Consider the following 16,761-nt stretch of genomic DNA (forward strand, 5'->3'; position numbering starts at 1 on the left):
ACCACTCCTTATTTAGTCAAATACCTTTTCCAGCCTGGGCTTGGTGAGAAAGAAATTCTTCTTCGATTTTCCTCGAAGTTAGGAGTAGCGATGAAATTAGCTTTCTTCAGATGGTCCATCGCCGCAAGCCAACGATCCAACAACATATCCAAATTAACATCTAACGGGTCTTCCACTAGATCTATTTTTACTCCTCCCCACTCTAACGTAGAAAGAAAGGCAGGAATTTCCTGCATTGACTTAGCATCAACTAAATCTAAAATCTCACTGCCAATGTACGTTCTCATCCCTAATCCCAATGGGCCGTTTGATAGAAAACGAACCGGAACAGGCTGAGCACATATGTTCATCCATTTATGTACGCGCTCACGTTCTGTGTTACAAGGATGTGCGGCAGGCCAAAATGGATGCGCCAAACCAAAGCGGGGCTTCGCAATCTCTGCCAATTGATCGGATAACGTAAAGAAATTAGCCCACAATTTTTCGGGAATTGATTTTGAAAAATCCATGTCTAAAAAAGAACGTGGACTACTGTTAACCTTAACGTTAAACGTATAACTCACCGATTTATTACGATGTAGATAGATCTCAGATACGTTACCTTCCTCAATCACCTTTTGTATTAGTTCTTCACGGTTATATTCGACCTTTATTGTTTCACTATTTCCCCAATGAGTAGGTTTGAAGGATTCGTGAGACTCGAGTACATCTAATAAACGACGGAGCGCTTCCTCTTCTTTAAATGATACGGTTGGATACATCTCAATTAAAAAGAATTTAGGTTTCATTTCAATCACCTTCTTCGTTATAAGTTACCCGCTAACGCCAATTACTTACTCCTAAAATAAGGAAAAGAATACTTTTCTAAGTATAAGATTGTTTCAAGAAGAGAGAAATAGGACAATAGAGGTACTTTACTTGTGTTTAGCAGCTCTTATTAGAGATGCATTTAAAAAAGACAAACCGTTGAAGGGATTTGTCTTTTCTGTTCTAAATTTAAATGTTCCTGACTGTATCTCTGAATACAGCATGTAAAATTTAAACAAACGTTTGTTTAAGAGGTGCATGCCTTAACAGAAATGAGATGTAGCTCTTCCATTATTCTTCGTCCCACGCCCATTGAACGGAGACATGACTATCACAAAATTCATCCAAATATCCCCATTAAACATAAGATGCATTATCGAGAACATTCTCCAAACGATCTTTAAGATGATCGTACCACTCCTCATTTTCATTGCACTGCCCTGCCACCCGATCAAACATTCCATTCATGTTGTTGTAAAAGCTCTCTTGAATGTCACCGTACAAACTAGTAAACTCTGTCCCCATTTCCACATAAAACAACATTAAATCAAGCGTTCTAAACTCATCACCCGTCATCTTCGAAAAGCTAGTGATCGCTTCCTTTGCTTTACTTAAGCGCAGCTTCCCAAGCCCTCGGTCCGGAAGAAACTCATTCTGAACAACCTTTTTAGCCTTCTCATACAAAAGGGCAACCTCATCATCTCCAGCAAATCTGCTAGAAAGATAGCCTTTAACCTCTGGATTCAACTTGTACAAATCAGCGACCAATCCAATAAGCTCTTTTTGATCTAATTCTTTCAATGATTTTTTGAGAGTCGTTAAGTTCATCCCGTTTCTCCTTTTGCTTTTTAATTTAGTATAGGGGTATTTTGGGGAGGTTTAAACAAGTTTTTGGGGAATATAAAAATAAGAACGTATGATCTATTTTCAAGAGGTATCTATGAAAGAATTATTATCTCTCACACCTATTCAGCAAAACATGTTAATCGCAAGCATTATTGGAGACGGGGAAATTACAAAAATCTATCCCCATAGTCGCAGAAAAAATAATAGCTACAGAGAACATTACGGACAACAGCAAGAAGCATACCGACAATGGAAGGCAACTTTTCTTCCAAATATTTTTTATCTCACGCCAAAAAGCCAGACATTAAGGTCGCCTTCTATGGAGCTGTTTACCAACCTCTATCCTTATTTTTATAACGAAAACGGAGAAAAGAACATTCCTCTCGAGCTGCTTTATCTATGTACTGAGCCTGAGTTTCTAACTTTTTTGTACATGGATGATGGTACTCTCTCCATTACAAAGAGTATTAACCATAGAAAAAAATGCATTTATTTAACGCCTACTATTTCTCTTTACCTTCAATGTTACACCCTATCCCAATTACAACTATTAAAACAGCATTTAAATTCAGCTTTTAATCTTAATTTCACCATTAAGCGACGTCCTGATGGATACGGTCACATTCTTTATTTAACAAAATGCGATGATAACTATAAACTTCTGAAGATAACTGAAAAAATAGCTAGTCCTTGTCCAACTATGTACTACAAAACAAATTGGAATTGGCGCCTAAAGATGGAGACAGAAAAACTTACTACGATCTATCCGAACTATACCGTTCTTTCTTCACAATCAAACCGTCATGCAAACTATACGGAACAAGAAATACAAGCACTTATTTCCTTAAAAGTAGCAGGATATACAATAGAAAAAATAGGGAAACATCTAAATCGCTCGTACTGGTCAATTGTGTATAAAACTAGCGAATTAAAAAAAGAGGGTCGACTTTGAAGTCGATCCTCTTTGTACGTGATTAACGTAGTAATTGAAGTACACCTTGTGGTTGTTGGTTCGCTTGCTTTGCGACTATGTCTTTCGATCATAGAATAGACTATATCTTCACCCTGCTTGTCACAGGGGCTGGGCACTTCGAACAGCTTTTGCTGCCCTACGAGATTCATAGCCATAGCTTTTTGCCTTAGACCGTCTTCTCTAGTCGTTGAACCTTCTCCTGAGTTTCCTCACAGGAGCTTGGCTGCTGATTATCCATTGTCATATCCTTACCCTTTTCAAACCATCGCGCTTACGATTTCTCATTACGCTGTGGTGGATAAAGCTTTAGGAAGTCCCAGCAATTCACCCAGTCATTCTCTAGCTCGTTACCAAACTAGACGCCCTTCAAATGGAACTTATCGAAGAAGTTGTAAAACTCCTTGTGGAAGTTGATTTGATTGAGCCAACATTGCTTGTGCTGCTTGAGAAAGAATCGAGTTCTTTGTTTGGTTCATCATTTCTTTCGCCATCGTGCGAACATTTACTTTCATAAATGACTAGACTATATCTTCACCCTCCGTATTCGGTAGGGGTTGGGCACTTCGGATTCACAGTAGTGATGATCTACTGCTTCACCTATGGATTTCATCATCTTGAGCTTTAGCTTTTAGATGGTCTATCCTAGTCGTTGAACCTTCTCCATCCTTTCGGAACAGGAGCTCGGCTGCTGATTGCCCAATCTCTCTTCTTCTTAAACCCATCGCGTCTGTCGTTTCCAACTCCGCTGTGGGGAAGAAAGCTCTAAGGGGTTTCCAGCAATTCACCCAATTATGATCTCTAGCCGTTACCAGCTAGGACGACTGTGCTTGTTACTGCTTACGCAGCTAAAGCATAATCTACGTCACGAACACGTGATTCTGCAGCTGTTAAATTCTCAGAAGAAGTGTTAAGATTGTTGATTGCGTAATCTAGGCGATTTTGATAAGAACCTAAATTAGATCTCTCTGCAGAAACAGTTTTAATAGCATCGTTAATAGTAGAAATTGCTGCTGTTGCAACTGCCGCTGTTGAACTAATATCAATCGCATCATCTGTCTCAGTGTCTCCTTTAGCAATCTTTAAGCCAGTACCACCAGTCATGTCACCTACTGTTAATGTAATTTGTTGGTCCTTATTAGCTCCCACTTGAAATGCAAATGTTCCATCTGTATTAGGTCCACCTGCTCCAGTAAGTAAATCTTGACCATTGAATTGAGTATCCTTAGCAATACGATTGATATCTTTTGCCAATTGATTTGCCTCTTTTTGGATTGCTGTTCTATCTTCAGTAGTATTTGTATCATTAGAAGCTTGTACAGCTAATTCGCGCATACGCTGAAGCATAGAATGTGTTTCATTCAATGCACCTTCTGCAGTTTGAATTAAAGAAATACCATCTTGCGCATTACGAGAGGCTTGATCCAATCCACGGATTTGACCTCGCATTTTTTCCGAAATAGAAAGACCTGCAGCATCGTCACCAGCACGGTTAATACGAAGACCTGAAGATAATTTCTCCATTGAACTTGATTGTGCACTAGTAGCACTGTTTAATTGGCGATAAGTGTTAAGAGCCGCGATATTGTGATTGATTCTCATTATAAAAATCCTCCTTGAAAGGTTTGTGATCCACGTCCTTGTGGATTTTAAATTGGGAACCAGCTTGTTCAAAAGTCGGCCGCCTTTGGGATAAGCTGGTTGACATTATTAATATCGACCCGTTCTACAAACCTTTAATAGGAGGAGCTATTCTTTTTTAAAATTTTTCAAAAAATCAATTGTTCCTTCTGCTGCCTGCTTGTTTTCTTGCTGAATGAGGTCAAAAATTTCTTTTCGGTGGATTTCAATGTGCTTTGGCGCATTGATTCCGATCTTCACTTGATCACCAACCGCAAGAACGGTAATTTCAATATCATCGCCGATTTTAATTGATTCGTTGAGCTTTCTTGTGAGTACGAGCATCACCCTCTCCTCCTTTATTTCGCATTTGTTTTGAACAGCGGATGTCTTGTTTGATAGTTGGTATTCGTTAAGATAATTTGTTTTCCCTGCTTGTTTCTTGTATTCAAAATAATAGGCGCTTGAAGATTTGCGGTCGTGTCCTCAAAGTTTTCTTTTACTGTTAAAATGGCGTACACCTCGACTTCTTTTTCCTCTTTAATATCCAGCTGTGTTAAATAGCTTTCATCAAGCGTAAAGTCATAGTCTTTTATAAAATGGAACGGATTCACCACAATAAACGCAAGTCCTGCGCTTTCCGTTGACTGCAGGGCATAAAATATCTCGTCTTCATTTAATGAAAGGAGCACAAATGATTTTTCCTCTTCAAATCCTGGAATGCCCTGTGAGAATGTAATAATTTGATGTTGATCCACGTCTATTTTTCCATGATACCTTGTTTCTATTGTCATTCTGTCACAACCTTATATTTTTTGTTCGTAGTTAATGCCTTTATAATATAAATTTTCAAAGTCTACTTTCACATTTGGATACTGCTTCATACTAACGGCTGTTGTACCAGGAGTGTAATGATGAATCGGTTTATTTATATTCACCTGAATGTTTGGTTTATGTGTTTGCCACTGAATATTTACGTCACCAGGATCATACCCAATCTCTACACTTCCAGCAGACGGAATAAAGCCAATATTAAACTCATAAAAAGGCGGCAGTCCGTTTGCTTCTGCAATATCAGGAATCGCGTTTCCTCCGTCCTCTATATGCATCAACTGATCTCCCTGACTTGATACGCGCGCAATTCCATCAAGCAAATCCTGCTTACCACGATCCGCAGCCTCTTCAATGCGCCTGCTAATACTTTTTAAATCAACATCCTCACGCGCTCTCGTCTGATCAATTGTAAGCTTTGAAGGCCGACGATCAATCGTCATCTCAGCGGCAGGCTGCTCAATCGAAAGATCAGCCTGTGGCTGCTGGATCTCCTGCACCGGCTGATTAATCTGCAACCCAATCTGCCCCCGAGTCGACTCCAACCGAATCTGAGGAAAAATCATCACTACCACTCCCCTCTATATAATAATTTTTTACGTGTACATTAAAAAAGCTCTCCACACAAGCTATAAAATTCGTAAAGAGGTATGCTCACCACCACCGCAACACCAGACTCCCTGAACTCACCCAAAGAAAAAGGTTTACCTAAGCGTAAGTGGTCAACCCCGAAAGGGGGACCACTTACGCTTAGGTCTAGAAGACACCCCCTCACTGCACTATAGTGAGGGGGTGTCTTCTAGCATCAATATACATCACCGGAGGAAATCCATTAGGCTTGGTTGGATGATTCGTGACCCTACCCCTAACGCAGCACGGTGCACGCTCTCTTGCGTCTTCAAATCTGTAATCACGCGCTCAATATCTGCATCCTCATTATCAGACACGATGCGCTGAGCAATCACTTCCTGCTCATCCACACGATCCTCCATCATCTCAAGCCGGTTTTGACGTGCGCCGAGCTCGGCACGTGTGTTAAGCGTTTTATCAATATGTGTATCAAGAGAAGTCAGAAATTTATTAATATCCGTATTCGTCTTCGTTCCATCCTTCAAATCTGCACTAAGCTTATCTAGCATACTAAAAAGCCCGTTTTCAGGATTAGCTGTATCATGTGTAAAAACCGCATTCGTATCTATACTTACCGGCATATAGATCCCTTTTGACAGCTCGATTTTCACTTCATTTCCGCCTAGGCCATTTCGCGTACCGTCTTCTTTAATAGGAGCTTCAAGTGTTTTTGTGCCATTAAAAATATATTTATCGCCAACCTGCGTATTTGCAATTGTTACAAGATGACCTTTAAGCTGATCAATCTCAGCGGCAATATTTCCACGCTGTGAGCTATCGTACGTATCATTACTTGCCTGTACGACAAGCTCACGAATACGCTGCATCGCTTGTGTTGCTTTATCTAACGCTGCATCCGAGTTTTCAATCCAGTTGTACGCTTCTGAAAAGTTCGCTTTATATTGCTCCGTTTCAGCGAGTGATGTACGATACGTAATTCCCTTCATCGCGATAACTGGATCATCAGATGGGCGATTAATTTTCTTACCAGTTGAAAGCTGATCTTGGTATTTATCCATACGCTGATAGCTCGAGCTCAGGTTACGAAGCATGTTTGTCGAAAGCATTCCTTGTGTTACGCGCATTATCTATACCTACCTTCCAACGAGTCCCATACCGTTAATAATTTTATCAAGCATTTCATCTACGACGGTAATGTTTCTTGCCGCCGCGTTGTATGCATGCTGAAACTGAATCATGTTTGTCATTTCTTCATCAAGTGACACCGCACTCACTGATTGACGACGCTCGTCAACCGATTGACGGAGCTTATCTGAATTATCAAGCATACGATTTGCCTGCTGACCGTCTACACCTACTTGTCCAATGATCGCTTCATAAAAGGATTGAATCGTACCATTCTTAATAGGCAAATTCATCGCTGTCAGATCAATTGTAGTAGTCGTCCCGACGAGAGTAATCGTGGACTGATTAAGCTGATAGCTCTTTACGTTACTTAAGTTAATAGCATTGCTACCGTTCCCAGCCGTTCCTGGTTCAGTTGAAACGGCAATTTCGGAACCTTGACTCAAGTTCACACCGATGTTTTTCGCGGCATCCTTTTGCGCCCCAACACCTGAAAAGAAGTCCTTACCTGATGGATCTGTACCATTTAACTCATAGCCCGTTTGATGAACGGCGTTAAAAAGCTGTCCAAACGAATAAGCCATTTGGTCAAGCTTATCTAGTGCTTCTGGATACAATCCCTTTGACGTTGTTCCGTCTGAATAACCAAAGCTCTCAATAATTCCACGAAGCTTTCCTGATGGGAATTTATCATTAAAATCCAATGTAGCTGTAGAAGCTGCCGTGCCGTCCTCATTTGTAAGTGCAGTCCCATCCTGATTCACAATAGCCATCTTTGTGACACCTGTTTCAGGGGGAACATCTACTAATCCACTGTTAGGTGGGACAGTTGGAAAGGAAAGCGCATTTCCTTTTGTCCCTTCCACTAAATAATGCTCCACACCTGCACCGTCAACGAGAATAATATTAGCAATTCCTTCAGCCATTTTAGATGCGTTGCTTGGTACGCCTGGCTGAGTGCTTGGCTTCATTTCAACCTTCACGTCAACAAGCCCTGTTAATTGGTCAATTAAGCGATCTCGCTCATCATAAAGATCATTTGGAAGATAACCGTGAGGCTCAATTTCTTTAATTTGTTTATTAATATCACCAAGTTGCTTTGCAATGGAATTGATCTCTTTTACCGTCACGCTCGCTTGGCTGGATAAATCTTTTTGAATCGCGCTTAACGAATTGCTTAAATATTGAAACGTCTCTGCGACAGCTTTCCCGTTCGATAAGACAACAGACCTTGCACCTGAGTTTTCAGGACTTGTGCTGAGAACCTGCAGGCTTTTCCAAAACTTATCCATTGTATTTGCGAGTCCACTATCAGATGGCTCATTTAAAATGTCTTCCATCTTCGTGACAGCATCGGCTCTTGCCGTCCAATACCCCACCTTATTCTGTTCATCACGATACTGAAGGTCTAAGAAATTTTCGCGGACGCGCTGAATGCTGCCTGCTTTTACGCCGGTACCCATCTGGCCTGGAATTTCGGGGCGGTTCATGGATGGGGCTGGGTATGGTTCTGTTTGTTCGAAGTTGACGCGCTGGCGGCTATATCCTGGGGTGTTTGCATTGGCGATGTTTTGTCCTGTTGTGTAAAGAGCGGCTTGCTGTGTGCTCATGCCCCGCTTCGCTACTTCCAGACCATGAAAGGTTGAAGTCATGGTGATTCCTCCATTTCTCGTTAGGCTTTTGAATTAAACATGGATCGATTGTACGTCGCATTTTGCAACACACTTTTCTTGCTGTAGTTCATGCTCGGTTGCTGCGGCTGCACAAGATCCAGTGAAACGTTAATAAATTGCAGCGATTGATAAACCATATGCTGATTGAGATGATTTCGGTGCTTCAAATCCGTCATGACCGTTAAAAGCTGCGTTTGCAGAGATTGCAGCTTGCTTTTTTCAGGCTCATCTGCACGATTGATCACATCAGACAAAACAGGCGCATCGTTACTGCTGTTTGCCAGAGCTTGTCGTACCATCTGCTGTCTCGTTTGCTCTAACTGATTAATTGCAGCAATATGTGCCTGTTCCTGTGTCATAATATCGTTTAACGACTGAATATCATTCTTTTTAATGATCTCTGTTTTCCGTTCTGCAAGCGACAAAAGGCTTTTATGACAGAGAAGCTCTTTTTCTAAAATGGTGCTTAGCATTTGAACCATACGTTGTCAGCTCACTTTTACTTTTTATAAAAATCAACTAATCCTTTTGCGATTTCCTTCGCATCAATTTGATACGTGCCGTTTTGGATCTGTTGCTTCAGCTCATCAATTTTTTTCTGGCGCTCCGTAACGACTTGATTTGTTTGCTGCAGCTCTTTTGCCTGAGTTGAAATTTGTACTTCATCTCGTTTGCCTGCTGCTTTCTCAATTTGTGCTAACTTGTCAATTTGCTTTTTATATGGATTAATACCTGATGTTCCTAATGGATTAATCTTCATTCCTTTCACCTCGTTTTTCCGTTTCGATTTACTTGTCTATAATATCGGTTATCTTCACATAAAGTTAACAAATCGAGCCAAAGATAAGCCGTTGCACCTATTAATAGTGTATTATACGTCGACCGCTTATTTCCTTTATCCTGCTTATATTTTCTTCCTTATATCTAAGGATACAGGTCTAGCGATCTAGAAATGCTAATACCCTATTTTATTCCAAGTAAATCGCTTTATCTCCTCCTCTTTTTTCTTAAATTTTATGACTCGTTAAAATTTTTCGTATGATAAGCGCCTCGATTGGAGCGTCGTGATTCTTCCTTTTTTTCTTGATCCGCTAGAGATGTTAAATCGCGCTGTAGACTATTTCGGCAGCCGTCACAGATTTTTCCTTGTGAAATTAATGCGCCGCATTGATCACACGGGTAGCCAAGATTCGGAAACTTCGTGATTTGCAGTCTCCCTTGTTTCACAAAACGAAAAATCATTTCCTCTGTTACTCCTGTCGCATCTGTGATTTGGTGGGAAGTTGCCATCCGGTTTTCACGCTTGCGCATAAAGCTATACACAAGATCAAACTGACGGTCCTCTTCCTTACGACACGAATCACACATACTGCGAAAGGCAGTCTTCATAAATAACTGATTACATGATGGGCAGTTCGCAACTTCACTCATAAATCGTTCTCCCTTTCTCCTCGTCTCCTTTTTATATCGTTCTTTTGGCCTTGTACCTTTAGCATTTTATAAAAAGATTTTCTAACCGCGAGCAAGCGTATAAGATGCTACTTCTGTTGCCCCGGCCTCAAGTAAGCTCCGCGCCGCAAGCCTCACCGTTGTTCCCGTCGTATAAATGTCATCGATCAATACAATAGACGTCCCTTGTACCACTTCAGGAGTGAGCACCGAGAAAATTTGCTCACTTTGCAGGCGTTGATTTCTAGACCGCTTTGACTGCTTTTCACTATGAAGGCGTGTTAACGCGTTTTGCGTCTTGATTCCTAACAGCTCTCCTAACGCCTCTGCTTGATTAAAGCCTCGTTCGTATAATCGTTTTGCGCTTAATGGGATGGGAACGACAAGATGAGAAGGTAAAAATGATTGCTGATACACGTTCATCCATTTTACGCGAAACGCCTCCCGAAGCTCATAATCACCGCGAAATTTGAAGGTTGCCATAACGTCTTTCATCCATTCATTGTACGTATAAAGAGACACGTTTTTCGTCAGAGCATCTCCTCCTTCTTCCCAGCGCTTGCAGTCTAGACACTGACCGTTTTCTTGATACGCTGCTTCTAAAAGAAGAAGTGATCGTCCGCATCTACACGTATCACCACTAATAAGCTCAAATTTCTCCGCGCAGTCCGCACATATCTGTTCATTTTCTGCTCGTTGAATGAGAAAACGCCACGTAGGAACGTTACGCATGACGTCATGACAGATAAGGCAGCTAGTCATCAATTAGTCCGCGTCCTTTCGCAAGCTTATTCATTGCTTTGATATGGTGAACGGCTCGCTTCATCTCCAGCGTTTTTCCGTAATGAAAGAATGTAATCGTCCCTGTTGGAAACGAGGCGCTTCGTCCCACACGTCCTCCAATTTGTACGAGCGCGCTTTCGGTAAAAATACCGTCCTCAGCTCCTAATACGGCAACATCTATGTTTGGAACGGTGACTCCCCGCTCGAGGATTGTTGTCGTTACAAGAATAAGAATCTCACCTTTTCGAAAACGAGCCACCTTCTCTTTACGATTTGGGTCCTCAGAATGAACGCCTTCGACGGATGAGCAGAAGGTTTTGATACATGTAACAACGGTCTCCATAAGGCTAATTTGAGGAAGAAAAAGAAACACCTGTTTTTGCTCGTTTATTCGTTGTTGCAGCCATTTTACAAGCACGGAGACAAGCCTGTTTTTCTTCAATGCTTTTCGCCAATTTCCACACCACTGAAAGGTGGGGACCGGGATGGCGTGACGGTGATAGCGCGCTGGAATCATCACCGCATTCCGTTTGCCTCGTTCTACTTCCTTTTGCCAAAGAAGACTCGGAGTGGCTGTTAAATACACAAGCGCTGAATCGTCCTTTCTCGCCTGCTTTACCGCATAATGAAGCATGGGTTCTGTTGTATAAGGAAAAGCATCGACTTCATCTAAAATAATCAGATCAAAGTTTTTATAGTATCGAAGTAATTGGTGAGTGGTTGATAACACAAGGGGAGCGGTTTTTAAGCAATCTGAGCTACCGCCGTAGAGGGCAATCACGTCCGTTTGTGAGAAGGCAGCCTGTAAGCGAGGCTTTAGTTCAATGATGACATCTGTTCGTGGACTTGCGAGGCATACGCGTAAATTTTGCTTCAAAGCGGCTTCAATTCCTGGAAACAGCACCTCCGTTTTCCCTGCCCCGCACACCGCCCAAACGAGCAGCTCCTCGCGCTTAGTCATGCTTTCAATGACTCGCTGTGAGGCGTCCTGCTGTGGTGGAGATAATGTACCGGACCACGTCATAACAGGTGGTGTCTGTGCTGCTGGTAATGGCCCTGACCAGCTAACAAGTGGCGTGCATTCACTTACTCGTCCCATCATCAAACATACCCTGCAATAACGGCAATCTTGTTTGCATCTCGCACACGGAAACTGCCCAAAGGAGCTACTATTCCCGCAGCGCTCGCACCTATCATTTTCGATCCCCTTACGATAGAATATGCATCCGTTTTGGTAGTGTTCGTGTAGTTGATTCGTAGAAAATGATAGTTCTTCAAGTAAAAGCTGCTTACCAGCGAGAATGTGTTGAAGCTCAGGTGAGTATGAAAAATGAGGATTGTAAGCTGGGGTGTTCCAATGAGGAATTTGTGAAATGGATCGAAGCGTAGACTGTTTTTCAACAAGAGGTTCGGGCACAAGCTTATCATTTATAAGTGCGAATCGCACAAAGCATCACTCCTTTTACTTGTCGTTCGGTTCTATTATACGACAAGTTGAGGCAGTAGCAGTAATTTATCGCTGTCACTGCCGAGATTACCGATTTGATCGATACATATGCTATTTTGATCGATAGATTCTCAAATTTGATCGATTCATTCACGCATTCGACCGATAGGCTTTCCAATTTGATCGATACATACGCTATTTTGATCGATTCATTCACGCATTCGACCGATAGGCTTTCAAATTTGATCGATTGACTCACGCATTCGACCGATAGACCCCCAAATTTGATCGATCTAGTCACTTTTTCATTCGATAAATCCTAAATTCCCCTCCTCCAAACACCACGCTCATCCCACTCTTTTTATCTATCAACTAAAAAAACCACCCCGCACGATGCGAGATGGTTTCGTCACTTATTTTTCATACCAGCCAATTCCGACTGCACCTTCTCCTAGGTGTGTACCGATGACAGCTCCGAAATAGGAGGTGCTGAATTCGACGGTTGGGAATTGCTGCTGTAGATCTTGTAGAATTTCCTCTGCTTCGTGTGGACGATTAGCGTGAATAATGACGGCGCGAATCGGACCTTTTGCTTTCACGTCTTCACCAAGCAGATCGTAAATACGCTTTAGCGCTTTTTTACGCGTGCGGATTTTTTCAAACGGAACGATTTTTTTATCGACGAAGTGAAGAAGTGGTTTGATTTGTAGAAGGCTTCCCATGATTGCCTGCGTTGCTGACAAACGACCGCCGCGCTGTAAGTGTCCGAGGTCATCGACCATAAAGTAGGCACGAACAGATGGCATCATTTCATCAAGACGAGCCATAATGTCGTTTACATCACGCTCTTCTCGCGCCATTTTTGCCCCTTCAATTGCGTAAAAACCTTGTACCATACAGCTGATCTCAGAATCAAAGGCACGTACGTCAATGCCCTCTACCATATTGCCTGCTGCGACAACGTTTTGATATGTACCGCTGATGCCGCTTGAAAGTGTAATCACAATCGCAGCGTCATAGTCTTTTGATAACTCTTCGAACAGCTCAACAAATTGGCCGATCGGTGGCTGGGACGTAGTCGGAAGAGCTTTATGTTCACGAACTAATTCAAAAAATTCCTCTGCTTCTAAATCTATGTCTTCACGATAGGTTTCGCCATTGATGATGACGCTCAATGGGATCATGCGGATATTCCATTTTTCACGTTCTTCTTTCGAAATATAGGCTGTACTATCTGTAATAATGGCTGTTTTCATTGGTTTATTCCATCCTTTTATTTTTGTAAAAAGATCTTTATTTCAGTCAGACTCACATTCTCATGCTTGTCTTGTCCTTGTAATCACTTTTCCTATTGTACAATATTTCCCTAGCCTTTGCATTATTCCTCCCTAAGCGAATCGACTCCATAAAAAAAGAAAGTGAGCGGCCGCCACTTTCTCACGTATAAATATTTACAAGTAGCCCCTGTACCTCACCGATCTTTTGCAGGATGGCTAAATGATCTTTTTCCTTATTCAGCACCTCATTGGTCAGCTCTGTTAGCTTTTGATCAACGGCTCGAACGGTTTTATAAGTAGAAAAAGCGCCCTGATGATTAAAATCTCGTTGTTGATTCAACTCAAGACCATTGTTGACCGCTTCGTCCATAAACTCCTTCACAAGCTTCTTATATTTACGCAGTGCGTCCACCGTATGATTTTTGGCAAGCACCTCGCCTTGTGCGTTCAGGTCTTCCATCATACGCTGCAGGCGCTCGTACGTTACTTCCTGTTTTTTCTTCCCTAATACCTCTGTAAAACCAACGGAATCCGTTAGCTCCTTCCCTTGAAGCTTTGAGGCTTGAAGAGAAGGTCGATTTACGCGCTGAACTTCCATATCATCACTCACTCCGTTTTCTCGTCACTGTTTTCCACCTGGTGAATAAACGCAAACAGCTCGGCGATTACCGCGTAAAGCTGGGGCGGGACACGCTCTCCTAGATCGACTTGTAGTAACTCCTTCATCAAGAGCGGATCGCGCTGAATGGCCACTTTGTGTTCTTCCGCAAATCGAAGCACTTGCTTAGACGCTGCTTCTGCGGCTAATGAATCATCCACCGATTTGTTTTGCGACTGTCCATTTTTTGAATAATTCATATGAGATAATCAAACCCTTCCTTCGTTTCACGAACAGAAGTCGATTGTTCTTTCGTTACATCCCCATCTACTGATTGAAACGCTTGCTGCTGAACGCTTGTAATGCGGAGCCCTAAGTATCCGAGCCCCTTTTTCATTTGCTCAGCTAACCCGGTTGCTTTTTCGAGTAGATCTGGTTGATCATGCTTTAAGGTAAGCGTAGCATCTCTGTCTTGAATCGTTAATAAAATACCCATTCGACCAAGCTTCGCTGTTTCAAACTCTACATACATACTACAATTTTGCCAGTCAATTGTCCCTTCATTTTTTTGCGATTGAATAAAAATTTTCATATCCTGTGCTTCTGCTTGCAGTAAAACCGGTAGTTGAAAAAACAAGCTCTGCATGTTTCCACCCTGATCCTGCTTACTTAAAAGCTGCTGACCCGTAATATGCTGAACCGCCTGTTCAGCTTGTGTGACTGCTTTTCCACTAGCTTCAGAAGTACTTGAAAGCAATGCCTGCTTTACGCTCTGCTGTACTGCACTTCCTTGCTTTAAAACCGCACGTTGCCAAAGCTCACGTTCGTCTTGAAGACCCGTTTTCCGAAGAGTTTCATACACTTGTCGCGGAGTCGCGGAATCTTGAGTAAGAGAAGGTCGATGACTTTCATTTTTTGTTAGCAGTCGTTCTTGCACGAGGTGCACCATTTTGACTTGAGAAGGCTTATAGTCAGCTGATGTGATGAGCTGTTTTACTTGCTGTACGATTTTGCTTGCCTCAGCTGTGTTTCCAAGAGAAATTTGCTTTTTCGCTTGCTGCAAAAGCGTGCTCGCTTCTAACACATTCTTTTCTGTCTTCATATCCGCATAAAGCATAAAGTCACTCTTTATAAGTGTTTGATCAAGCTTTTTAATCGTCGTATCGAGCCATTTTTTCGCCTGCTCTGGTGGTGCACTTGGCAGTTTCTGTTCAATATGCTGAAGACTCCCCTCAACGGAGCGCTTCATACTCGAAAACTGCTTTGTTGCCTCTTGAAGCTCCTTTGAAATAAACGTTACAATGACATTCTTTGTTTCCGATGAAAGCTTTGGCGTAGAATCTAACATTGTTTCTGGTGCCAAGTCCATCAGTTCTCCTAAATCATTGCTTGTCTCTTGGGTTTCGTCACGCGTATTCGCTACTTCTATTTTAAGTGACTCCTGTGGCGCTGAAGTCTTCGGTTTCTGATCCTTCATTTCTCCTAAGTCACTGTCTGTCTCTGACGTTTCATCACCTTTGTTACTTACTTCTGTTTCAAGTGGCTCCTGCAGTGTTAGATCCCGCGGTGCAAAATAATCGGCACTCTCTGGATCTCTCATGTTTGCCAATTTAGTAGGAGCGATAACCTCTCCTCTTACCATTAAAGGAGCCGACTCTTTTTCTAGGATTTTGCTCTCTTCTTCGCCATGACTTTGTTCGATGGACGCTGTTTTCATCCGCTGAGCGCTTTGCTTGATCACTTGTTCCGCTCTTGGCTGCTGCTGAAATGACCTTTGAGGTTCAGGTACCTTAGAGACAGCTGTTGCTGGAGCTCTCGTAAAAGAAAGCGTAGGTTCCACTTCATTCTTACTAGTATGCAAAAAAAGGCGTTCTGATTGTGCTTTTGGCAACGTTTCTGTTTTGATCGAACGCGGGGTATCTTTTTGATCAAATGCCACAGGCTCTTCTTTTGGTTTCGTGCTCATCATCCGTTCATGAATGTCTTTCCCCTCGGAGGTTTTTTCGCTCATGGGGGCAGCTGGACTTCCTTCTTCCTGCTGAGTAACACGTTCCTTTTTGCCTAGTTCAGCTTGTTGAATCACGTCCGCTACTAAACTCTCTAGTTCAGGTAATGGCACGGAAGGATTCATGATCTTTGGCGTCTCTTTCCCAAAAAGCGCAGCCATAATCGGTTGGAAAAATCGACTTTCAAGCGGGTATTTTTTATCAAGCATCATACCAATTGCTTCTATTTTTTCTTTTGGCGTCCCGTTCGTTTGAGATAGTAATACCGCTACCTTCCGAAGCGTTGTTTCATTTATTGGATAGCCCGCCTTTTTTAACGTCGAAAGGAGCTGCTGAACGTCCTTTGAGGTACCTCCTTCAAGTACGTTCTGAAGCAGGTTTGAGGGAAAAGACTTTTCAGCTGGCGCTTCTACGATCGTTCCCTTCCACTGCCCTTCTGCTGGGATATCCCTTATTTTTAAATAAACGTTTGTTTGATTTTTAAGATCTCCATCAATGGTTATTTTCACAGCCTGTCCATTTAGCGAGACGATGGCTTCATTATCACTAAGTACTTTCTGGATGTTTACTTTTACGGTGTCTCCTACTCCAATGAGAGGGTCCCCTTTTCCAGATGGAAGCCCGTAATTACCAAAGTTCGGTTGAATTTGCACTGCTACCACACTCCAGGTTCGTTCGAATTCGTCCTTTTTACTATCGGATGGTTTTGAAAAAATTATATGAGAGAATTGGAAATTC

19 protein-coding genes are annotated in these 16,761 nt (G+C 42.2%); 1 reads left to right on the forward strand and 18 read right to left on the reverse strand.

The features are described from left to right. Nucleotides 1-8 precede the first annotated feature (8 nt). Together AMD01_RS22125 and AMD01_RS22130 are read right to left on the reverse strand one after the other, a co-directional pair. Nucleotides 9-788 (reverse strand): hypothetical protein, encoded by a 780-nt coding sequence (locus tag AMD01_RS22125; protein WP_053403621.1) that lies wholly within the window; start codon nucleotides 786-788, stop codon nucleotides 9-11. A gap of 376 nt (nucleotides 789-1,164) precedes the next feature. Then, nucleotides 1,165-1,635 (reverse strand): DUF6155 family protein, encoded by a 471-nt coding sequence (locus AMD01_RS22130; protein ID WP_053403622.1) that lies wholly within the window; start codon nucleotides 1,633-1,635, stop codon nucleotides 1,165-1,167. 112 nt (nucleotides 1,636-1,747) lie between these two features. On the opposite strand from AMD01_RS22130, the gene AMD01_RS22135 reads away from it, so the two are divergent. Then, nucleotides 1,748-2,605, forward strand: a complete 858-nt coding sequence (locus AMD01_RS22135; protein WP_053403623.1) for a DNA endonuclease — start codon at nucleotides 1,748-1,750, stop codon at nucleotides 2,603-2,605. Nucleotides 2,606-3,003: 398 nt separating this feature from the next. Here the strand turns inward: AMD01_RS22135 and AMD01_RS22140 are convergent, their stop codons facing one another. The 16 genes from AMD01_RS22140 to AMD01_RS22220 all read right to left on the reverse strand — a co-directional run bounded on the left by AMD01_RS22140 (nucleotide 3,004) and on the right by AMD01_RS22220 (nucleotide 16,685). Then, nucleotides 3,004-3,138, reverse strand: coding sequence for a flagellin (locus tag AMD01_RS22140; RefSeq protein ID WP_053403624.1), 135 nt, complete (start codon nucleotides 3,136-3,138; stop codon nucleotides 3,004-3,006). Between the two features lie 325 nt (nucleotides 3,139-3,463). Next, nucleotides 3,464-4,225, reverse strand: coding sequence for a flagellin N-terminal helical domain-containing protein (locus AMD01_RS22150; protein WP_053403626.1), 762 nt, complete (start codon nucleotides 4,223-4,225; stop codon nucleotides 3,464-3,466). A gap of 147 nt (nucleotides 4,226-4,372) precedes the next feature. Then, nucleotides 4,373-4,588 (reverse strand): carbon storage regulator CsrA, encoded by a 216-nt coding sequence (csrA, locus tag AMD01_RS22155; protein ID WP_053403627.1) that lies wholly within the window; start codon nucleotides 4,586-4,588, stop codon nucleotides 4,373-4,375. 14 nt (nucleotides 4,589-4,602) lie between these two features. After that, nucleotides 4,603-5,037, reverse strand: coding sequence for a flagellar assembly protein FliW (gene fliW, locus AMD01_RS22160; protein ID WP_053403628.1), 435 nt, complete (start codon nucleotides 5,035-5,037; stop codon nucleotides 4,603-4,605). A gap of 12 nt (nucleotides 5,038-5,049) precedes the next feature. Further along, on the reverse strand, nucleotides 5,050-5,640 hold the full coding sequence (locus AMD01_RS22165) for a DUF6470 family protein (protein ID WP_053403629.1): 591 nt from the start codon (nucleotides 5,638-5,640) through the stop codon (nucleotides 5,050-5,052). A 249-nt stretch (nucleotides 5,641-5,889) separates the two neighbouring features. Beyond that, entirely contained in the window at nucleotides 5,890-6,789 is a 900-nt protein-coding gene (gene flgL / locus AMD01_RS22170; protein ID WP_053403630.1) for a flagellar hook-associated protein FlgL, read from the reverse strand. A gap of 9 nt (nucleotides 6,790-6,798) precedes the next feature. Further along, nucleotides 6,799-8,442: a flagellar hook-associated protein FlgK gene (gene flgK, locus AMD01_RS22175; protein WP_053403631.1), complete on the reverse strand. Its 1,644-nt coding sequence runs from the start codon at nucleotides 8,440-8,442 to the stop codon at nucleotides 6,799-6,801. A gap of 20 nt (nucleotides 8,443-8,462) precedes the next feature. Further along, a complete protein-coding gene (locus AMD01_RS22180) occupies nucleotides 8,463-8,945 on the reverse strand; it encodes a flagellar protein FlgN (RefSeq protein ID WP_053403632.1) in 483 nt (160 codons plus the stop codon). A gap of 17 nt (nucleotides 8,946-8,962) precedes the next feature. Next, the gene (gene flgM, locus AMD01_RS22185; protein ID WP_053403633.1) at nucleotides 8,963-9,223 is read right to left on the reverse strand and encodes a flagellar biosynthesis anti-sigma factor FlgM; all 261 of its coding nucleotides are present in this window, start codon (nucleotides 9,221-9,223) and stop codon (nucleotides 8,963-8,965) included. Between the two features lie 254 nt (nucleotides 9,224-9,477). Continuing rightward, complete coding sequence (locus AMD01_RS22190) at nucleotides 9,478-9,894, reverse strand: TIGR03826 family flagellar region protein (RefSeq protein WP_053403634.1); 417 nt, start codon at nucleotides 9,892-9,894, stop codon at nucleotides 9,478-9,480. 81 nt (nucleotides 9,895-9,975) lie between these two features. Beyond that, entirely contained in the window at nucleotides 9,976-10,674 is a 699-nt protein-coding gene (locus AMD01_RS22195) for a ComF family protein (RefSeq protein ID WP_053403635.1), read from the reverse strand. Beyond that, complete coding sequence (locus AMD01_RS22200; RefSeq protein WP_083446667.1) at nucleotides 10,667-12,142, reverse strand: ATP-dependent helicase ComFA; 1,476 nt, start codon at nucleotides 12,140-12,142, stop codon at nucleotides 10,667-10,669. The genes AMD01_RS22195 and AMD01_RS22200 overlap by 8 nt, the downstream gene beginning before the upstream one ends. Before the next feature lie 413 nt (nucleotides 12,143-12,555). Beyond that, nucleotides 12,556-13,398 (reverse strand): DegV family protein, encoded by an 843-nt coding sequence (locus tag AMD01_RS22205; protein WP_053403636.1) that lies wholly within the window; start codon nucleotides 13,396-13,398, stop codon nucleotides 12,556-12,558. A 181-nt stretch (nucleotides 13,399-13,579) separates the two neighbouring features. Then, the gene (locus AMD01_RS22210) at nucleotides 13,580-14,029 is read right to left on the reverse strand and encodes a YaaR family protein (protein ID WP_342667010.1); all 450 of its coding nucleotides are present in this window, start codon (nucleotides 14,027-14,029) and stop codon (nucleotides 13,580-13,582) included. Then, the gene (locus AMD01_RS22215; protein ID WP_053403637.1) at nucleotides 14,026-14,277 is read right to left on the reverse strand and encodes an EscU/YscU/HrcU family type III secretion system export apparatus switch protein; all 252 of its coding nucleotides are present in this window, start codon (nucleotides 14,275-14,277) and stop codon (nucleotides 14,026-14,028) included. Before AMD01_RS22215 ends, AMD01_RS22210 begins: the two co-directional genes overlap by 4 nt. After that, nucleotides 14,274-16,685 (reverse strand): hypothetical protein, encoded by a 2,412-nt coding sequence (locus tag AMD01_RS22220; protein ID WP_157052824.1) that lies wholly within the window; start codon nucleotides 16,683-16,685, stop codon nucleotides 14,274-14,276. Before AMD01_RS22220 ends, AMD01_RS22215 begins: the two co-directional genes overlap by 4 nt. Nucleotides 16,686-16,761: the final 76 nt, after the last annotated feature.

The organism is Priestia koreensis, from assembly GCF_001274935.1.
Lineage (GTDB): Bacteria > Bacillota > Bacilli > Bacillales > Bacillaceae_H > Bacillus_AG > Bacillus_AG koreensis.